The sequence below is a fragment of the Synechococcus sp. CS-1329 genome (assembly GCF_025128055.1).
In the GTDB taxonomy this organism is placed as follows: Bacteria; Cyanobacteriota; Cyanobacteriia; order PCC-6307; family Cyanobiaceae; genus Regnicoccus_A.
Genome location: NZ_JAHLYS010000009.1, coordinates 22,499 through 29,494 on the forward strand (window position 1 = coordinate 22,499; position 6,996 = coordinate 29,494).

Below are 6,996 nucleotides of genomic sequence, written 5' to 3' on the forward strand. Positions count from 1 at the left end.
AACGTCACACCCACTCGCGATGGCCCATTCTGATCCCCACCCTGACCACAGGCTGCTCGGCTTCCTCGCGGTGGCCGTCCTCAGCTTTGAGGCAAGCTCCGCCTTGGCCCAGGCCAACCAGCGCAGCGCCTTCCCCGGCCGTCGCATCGGTGGAGGCACCCGTGGTGAGTGCTCCTCCCGGGTGCTGGCGCACCTTGTGCCCGGCGACAGCGTCTTTGCCCCAGGCTCAGCCCTGACGGTGGCCCTGCTGGAGGGACCCACCGCCAACCCCCGCCCCCTGCAGGTGCAGTTCCGGCCCCAGGGCCCCGGGGGTACGGCCGCCGGGCCCGCCATGAAACGGGAATTGCCCCCAGCCCCGACGGGTGTGACCTTGCTCAGCCTCGGCAGCCTCAAGGGCTCCCAGGTCTGGGAATCCTCCTTCCGTTGCGCCGAGGCCAGTGAGATGCCTTCCAGCGATCCCCTCAGCTTCGTCGAAACGGTCTCGCCACCGGCTCTGAGCTTGCTCGTGACCGACGTGACCGTGAAGGACCGCAGCTTTCAGGCGGGCCTTCAGAAACTCAAGCGACTCTGTGGCTCCCAGGTGGCCAAGGCGGAGCTGGCCATGACCTTCGGTCTTGAGGATGTCATCGGTCCGAACTGGCCGGAGCAACTGCCGGTGCGCTGCCCCTGAGTTCCCAGACGTCAAGAGGCTCCTGTCGCCCCTTCACCTGCAGGCTGCCCCAGGCCTCCCACTCCATGGTCGTGGTGGTGTCCTTCTGGAGCACCAGATCGCGCGTTACCGAGGAGACCAGCACCCGGCAAAGGCCGTTCTGGCGGCTTTTCTCTGAGCTCTCCAGGCGCGAGGCGCAGTTGACCGTGTCGCCGATCACGGCGTACTCCAGCCGCTCACTGCTGCCCATCGAGCCCGCCAACACGGCGCCGGAGTGAACGCCAATGCGCATCAGCATCGCCGGTTCTCCGTCGGCGGCCAGGTCGCGGTTGAGTTGTTCCAGGCCGCTCTGAATCGCCAGGACGGCGTCGATTGCATCGGCGGCGTCGGCCGCCTCCCCCTTGCCCAGCGGCGCTCCAAACACGGCCAGGAATCCGTCGCCGGTGAACTTGTTGACCATGCCGCCACGGGCGGTGATCGCCGGCACGCACAGGGCCATGCCCCTGTTCAGCCATGCCAGCAGCTCCCCCGGCTTCAGCCGCTCCGAAACCGTCGTGAAGTTGCAGGTGTCGGAAAAAACGACGGTGACCGAAAGCAGGCGGCCCTCGAAGCGCCCGTCGCTGAGCAGTTCCTCCCGCTGCTCCCAGAGTTGCTGGGCCACCGCCGGCGAGGTGGTCTGGCCGAGCAGGCGTTGGATCTGCTGGCGCTGCTGTTGGCTGGCGGCCCCGCGGCGCAGCCAGGCGGCTCCCGCCATCAGTGTCATGGCCGCCAGGGGCAGGCTGGTTTGCACCCAGATCCCCTGCATCAACAGGGCCACAGCCGTCCCCAGGCCCAGCAGCACCACAGCCGTCACGACGAGGATGCTGGCCCGCAGGGTGGCGAAGCCTTCCCCCAGGGCTATACCGAGCCCCAGACCCAGCAGCAGCAGCAGCGTGCCGCTCCAGCCCGGCAGGGCCCACAGCCCATGGGATTGGCCATCGGCGAGGGCCAGCAGGTCGCTGGTGCGGTTGGCATGAAGTTCCACGCCGGGCATCTGCATCTGGCGGGCCGCCAGCACAAAGCGGGTTTGGGGAACGTTGAACAGATCCCGCAGGGAGGGGGCGATGCTGCCGATCAGCACGATTCGGCCATTGATCTGCTGCTTCGGAACCTTCTGGGTGAGCAGTTGATCCAGCGACCAGACGGGAAAGCTGCCCGGCTGATGGAACGCCAGCATCTGCTGGAAGCCGGCGGCATCGAGGTTGAAGTAACCGCCCGAATCGCGCTCGAGCCAGCCGTCGGCGTTGGGGCGGGTTTCAAGTCGTCGACGCAGCTCGCCGTTGCCGCGAAACACCTCCACGAGCCGCAGGGGCAGGGCCACCGTGGCGGCATCCTGGCCAGACACATGAACCAGGTCGCGGCGCACCACGCCGTCGGTGTCCACCACCAGGTCGTTGAAGGCCTGGCGATTGCTCGGGGTGCCAGGGATCGGGCCGATCGATTCGGCCGCGTTGAAGATCGACACCAGCCGCGGGTTGGTGCGTGCCTGGCGGTGCAGGCACTCCTGCTCGGGACCGACACCCTTGTTGCGGTAGATATCAAGGCCGATCACCTTGGCGCCATCGGCGCTGAGGGTGTCGATCGCCTGGCACAGCAGCTGGTCGTCGATCGGCCAGCCGTGGCGCGAGATGTCCGCTTCGCTGATGCCGATGATCGTGACCGGCGTGGTGGCTCCAGAGGGCGCCGGCCGCAGGTGGGTGACCAGGTCGTAGAGCAGCAGGTTGAGCGATTCGGCGATGCCCGTGAACCGCAGCGCCGCCACCAGCAGGGCGGCTCCTCCGAAGGGTGCCGCCAGCATGAGAACCTTGCCGATCCAGTGCTGACGAGTCGATCGGCGCATCATGGCGGGCCTCAGAACCGGTATTGAACCTTGCCGTAGAAGCCTTGACTCAGGGTCCAGTCGGCCCAAGGGCCCAGGTTGGTGTTGGTGCCCAACTGATTCACCCAGCCGGCTTCCAGGGTCCAGTTGTTGCCGGCGAGCCAGCGGGCGAGAACGCCGGTGGAGCCGACGTAGTCGGTGAAGCTGAGCCCCTGCAGCTTGGTGTTGATGCCGCCGTAGCCGAAGAAGGGCACCAGTTGCAAGGCATTCTTGTTCTTCTGCCAGAACGTCCAGACCAGTTCGCTGGTGCCGAGCCAACCGTTGTCGCCGCTGATCAACTGACCCGGCAGGCCGCGCAGACCCACATCGGAGCCGAGGGTGAACTGCATCGAGGAGGTGAGTGGGTTGAGGGCCAGCTGCCCCCCGGCTCGCAAATTGAGCTGCCAATTGGGTGCGAACCCCCAGGCGGCTGACACCAGGCCCCCCAGGGCGGTGGCTTGGCCCGGGACAATGCCCACTTGGGCTAGCTCGTTGATCTGATTGGTTGGGGTGAACGCACCAAGCCCCTGCAGGGCGTAGACGTTGCCGCTCCAGCCCACGGAGTTGCTCAGGCCGCTGCCGCTCAGCCCCACTCGCAGGAAGCCCGTGCGCGGGGAGCGCACGCTCTCGGGCAGGAAGCTGGGCAGGGCATTGCCTGCAAAGTAGGTGTCGCTGCGGTTGATACTCAGGCCGGCGAAGGCGGCCCAGCGCTGGGTGAGGGTTTCCCTGAACACCCATTCCAACTGCCCCAGACCCTGGAATTGCCTGGTGCTGAATTCGTTCGCCGGGGCGGGGAGCTCAATCAGGTTGCGGCGGCTGTAGCCAAAGGAGCCCGTGAGGTTGAACTGATCGCTGAGCGGGTAGGTGTAGCTGGCGGACGTTATCAGTGCCCCCAGGGAGGGGTTGTCGTCGAAGTTGAGTTCTCCGTAGAGCAGCAGGATGTCGCCGGGAGTGGCCAGCCCCCCCTTCACCAGGGTGCCGACGGCCCGGCCTTCGCCGGAGCCGCTGGAGCCGTCGTTGCGCAGGGAGAGGTCGCCCTGGAGCGGCTGGCTGCCCAGTTCCACGTTTACCGTCAACACGGCCTGGGTGGGGTCGCTGCCTAGGCGCGAGAGGTTGCTGCGGATGCTCTTGATGCCCGCCTGGCGCTGCAGCAACCGCAGTTGGCGTTCCACCTCGGCCAGGTTCAGAACTTCGCCCTGGAGCGCCCGCAAGAGGCGGGTGACGCGCCGATTGAGCCAGGGATTCTTGGCGTTGACCCGCACCTCCACGATCCGCCCTTCCACCACCTCCAGGCGGCCGGGCGCCGGGCTGGTTTCGACGAAGACGCGACTGTTGACGTAGCCATCCGCCACCAGCTTGGCCGTGAGGCTGGCGGCACAGGCCTTGAGCCGCTCGCCCGGATCGCTGATCGCCAGGCAGGGCTGAAGGATGGCGGTCAGCTCAGCGCTGGAGTAGCGCTTTGAGCCGCGGATCTCAGGCAGACCCTCGGGGCTGGTGGTGGGTTTTGTCGGGCTTGTGTCCCCGGGTTCGCTCGGACCTGATGGCTTAACTGGCTGCTCATCGATATCGATTCGGGGCGCTGGGCGGTCCGCATCGGGCCTCTGTTCGGTCGCGCCAGGGCCGGGCAGGCGCACCGGCCCTTGCTGCAGCGGTGGTGCCACCAGCTGGGCCAGCAAGGGTAGCGGGAACATGAGCGTTGGGTGAACATTGCAGATGAAAGCTATCGGAGGTTCGTCCGAATTTCACAGCGACGAGCCCCTTGGCCAATCGTCCTTGCCATTCCTGGTTGAGAATCTGATGATTTTGGTGAACGATCAGTGAGAGCCGGCTGGAATGAATGGGGCCGCAATGTTGTTTGTTGTTGGCCTTTCGCTGCTTGCTCCTTGAACTTCTGTCACATGGTGACGACGGCAACATCGGCCCTGATGAGCTTCCCCTAGAAGTAGTTAGGCTTCGGCCGAGAACCTTCATGTTTTGTTTTGTGGGCGTTCTCCCCATGGCGACGCTCTCCCGGATGACTCCATTCACTGGCCAGGCTGCTTCGGTGGCCCTGGGCCTTACGGCGCTCCTGGCTGGCGCTTCAGTTATGGCGGGCGAGGTAACGGCCACCGGCGGTGCCCTGGGCCTGGGTACCGCGGTGAACGGGCTGGCGGGCGGTAGCTGCACCGCCGGCCTCTGCCAGGTGGGCGGCGGCACGAGGGCTGACCGCAACCTGTTTCATCGTTTTTCGGCCTTCGACACCCGTGGTGGCATCACGGGGGTGAATTTCGCCACTGGCGGCTCCCAGAACGTGTTTGTGGGGGTCACCAACCCCCTGGGCAGCTTCATCGACAAGCTGATCTCGTTATCGAACCCCGGCAACCTGTACTGGCTCTCCCCCGGCGGCATCGCCATCAGCGGCGCCGGGGGGTTCGCCAACATCCAGCAGCTCAACTTGAGTACGGCCACCAGCTGGCGCCTTGGCAACGGCGTGTTCGATGCGGCGGGGACCACCGCCGGTCAGGCGGCCCTACTCAGTGGAACCCCGCTTCAAGGAGCGGCCGGCCCCCTCACCGATCCAGCCGGCCTGGCCGCGATCGGCCTGCAGGCAAATGGTGATCTCAGCCTCTCGGGCGGTCTGCTGACGGTGGACCAGAGCCTGCTGCTGGATGCCCAAGGCGGCAACGTGCTGCTGCAGGCGGCTGGGATCCAGGCGCCCAGCCTCTCGATCAGCGGCCATTCCCTCCTGCAGAACACGGCCCTTACAGCCAGTGGCAGCAGTGGCGGGTCGGTCACGATCAACGCCAAGGGCTCTGTGGTGAGTGGTGCGCCGATCGAGGCCAAGGGCCGTGCTGGTGCTGGCGGCAGCATTGCCATCACCGCCGGCCAGGCAGTGGTGCAGAGCGCTGGTGCGTTGCTCGATGCCAGCGGCAGCAGCGCCGGCGGCTCGATCAGCATCCAGGCGGGCAAGAGCCTGTTCACATCGGCTACGGCCAAAGCCTTGGGCACGGGGGCCGGCGCCAAAGGAGGCACGATCGAGCTCACCGCCCCCACGGTGAACCTGGCGGCGGCCCGGATCGATGCCAGTGGCAGCGGCGGTGGCGGGGCCGTGCGCGTGGGTGGCGGCTACCAGGGCCAGCCCCTGAGCCTCGGTGGCGCCAACGCCAGCAGCACCACGGTGAACGCCGCCAGCACCCTCGAAGCTGACGCCACGGACCTGGGAAACGGCGGCCAGGTGGTGGTCTGGTCGGAGCAGGGCACCAGCTTCCGTGGCACGGTGAGCGCTAAGGGTGGTGCGGCCGGCGGCGACGGCGGTGTGCTGGAGGTGTCTGGAAAGGAACAGCTCCTGTTCGGCGGCGGGGGCGATGCCTCGGCGCCCAAGGGCGAGCCCGGCAGCCTGCTGCTCGATCCGAAGAACATCGTGATTGACGCCAATGCCATCACAAGTGGCTACGACGTCACCCAGCTGGTGGACCCCAACCCCGGCGCAGGTGACAATTTTGCCCTGCAGGCGCTGGTTCTCAGTGGCGGCAACATCGTCGCTACCGATCCCTTCGACGATGCCTTCGCTCCCGACTCCGGCGCGACCTACCTGTTCAACGGAACCAACGGCCAACTGATCTCCGCCCTCACAGGAAATAGTGAGAATGATCAGGTGGGCATTGGCGGTGTCACTGAACTCAGCAATGGCAACTTTCTTGTCTCCAGCCCGAACTGGAACGGCAGCCCCTTGGCCAGCGATCTGGGCGCCGTGACCTGGGGCAGCGGCAGCAGCGGCGTCAGTGGTGCGGTGAGCAGCGCCAACTCCCTGGTGGGCACCCAGGACTTTGACCGTGTGGGCAATTTCGGCATCACAGCCCTGAGCAATGGCAACTATGTGGTGAATAGTCCCAACTGGGCCAACGGAAGCGCCCAATTTGCCGGCGCTGCGACCTGGGGCAATGGCAGCAGCGGCGTGAGTGGAGAGGTGAGCAGCAGCAATTCCCTGGTGGGCACCCAGGACTTTGATTTTGTGGGCAGTTTCGGCATCACAGCCCTGAGCAACGGCAACTATGTGGTGAGCAGTGGCAGCTGGCACAATGGCAGCGCCCAAGATGCCGGCGCCGTGACCTGGGGCGACGGCAGCAGCGGCGTGAGTGGAGAGGTGAGCAGCAGTAATTCCCTGGTGGGCACTCAGGACTTTGACCGTGTGGGCAATTTCGGCATCACAGCCCTGAGCAACGGCAACTATGTGGTGAATAGCGCCGAATGGGCCAACGGAAGCGTCCAACTTGCCGGCGCCGTGACCTGGGGCAATGGCAGCAGCGGCGTGAGTGGAGAGGTGAGCAGCAGCAATTCCCTGGTGGGCACCCAGGACTTTGATTTTGTGGGCAATTTCGGCATCACAGCCCTGAGCAACGGCAACTATGTGGTGAGCAGTGGCAGCTGGAACAATGGCAGCGCCCAAGATGCCGGCGCCGTGACCTGGGGC

The 6,996-nt window shown here is 66.0% G+C and carries 3 protein-coding genes and 1 pseudogene; 2 read left to right on the top strand and 2 right to left on the bottom strand.

The annotated features are described in order from the left end of the window. Nucleotides 1-103 precede the first annotated feature (103 nt). Entirely contained in the window at nt 104-670 is a 567-nt protein-coding gene (locus tag KQ304_RS01390; protein ID WP_259735343.1) for a hypothetical protein, read from the top strand. Here the strand turns inward: KQ304_RS01390 and KQ304_RS01395 are convergent. Together KQ304_RS01395 and KQ304_RS01400 are read right to left on the bottom strand one after the other, a co-directional pair. Beyond that, nucleotides 624-2,528, bottom strand: a complete 1,905-nt coding sequence (locus KQ304_RS01395; RefSeq protein ID WP_259735344.1) for an adenylate/guanylate cyclase domain-containing protein — start codon at nt 2,526-2,528, stop codon at nt 624-626. The genes KQ304_RS01390 and KQ304_RS01395 overlap by 47 nt on opposite strands. An 11-nt stretch (nt 2,529-2,539) precedes the next feature. Next, nucleotides 2,540-4,237, bottom strand: coding sequence for a ShlB/FhaC/HecB family hemolysin secretion/activation protein (locus tag KQ304_RS01400; RefSeq protein WP_259735345.1), 1,698 nt, complete (start codon nt 4,235-4,237; stop codon nt 2,540-2,542). 395 nt (nt 4,238-4,632) lie between these two features. Between KQ304_RS01400 and KQ304_RS01405 the strand changes: the two are divergent. Then, a pseudogene (locus KQ304_RS01405) lies at nt 4,633-6,996 on the top strand (hypothetical protein); the annotation flags it as partial.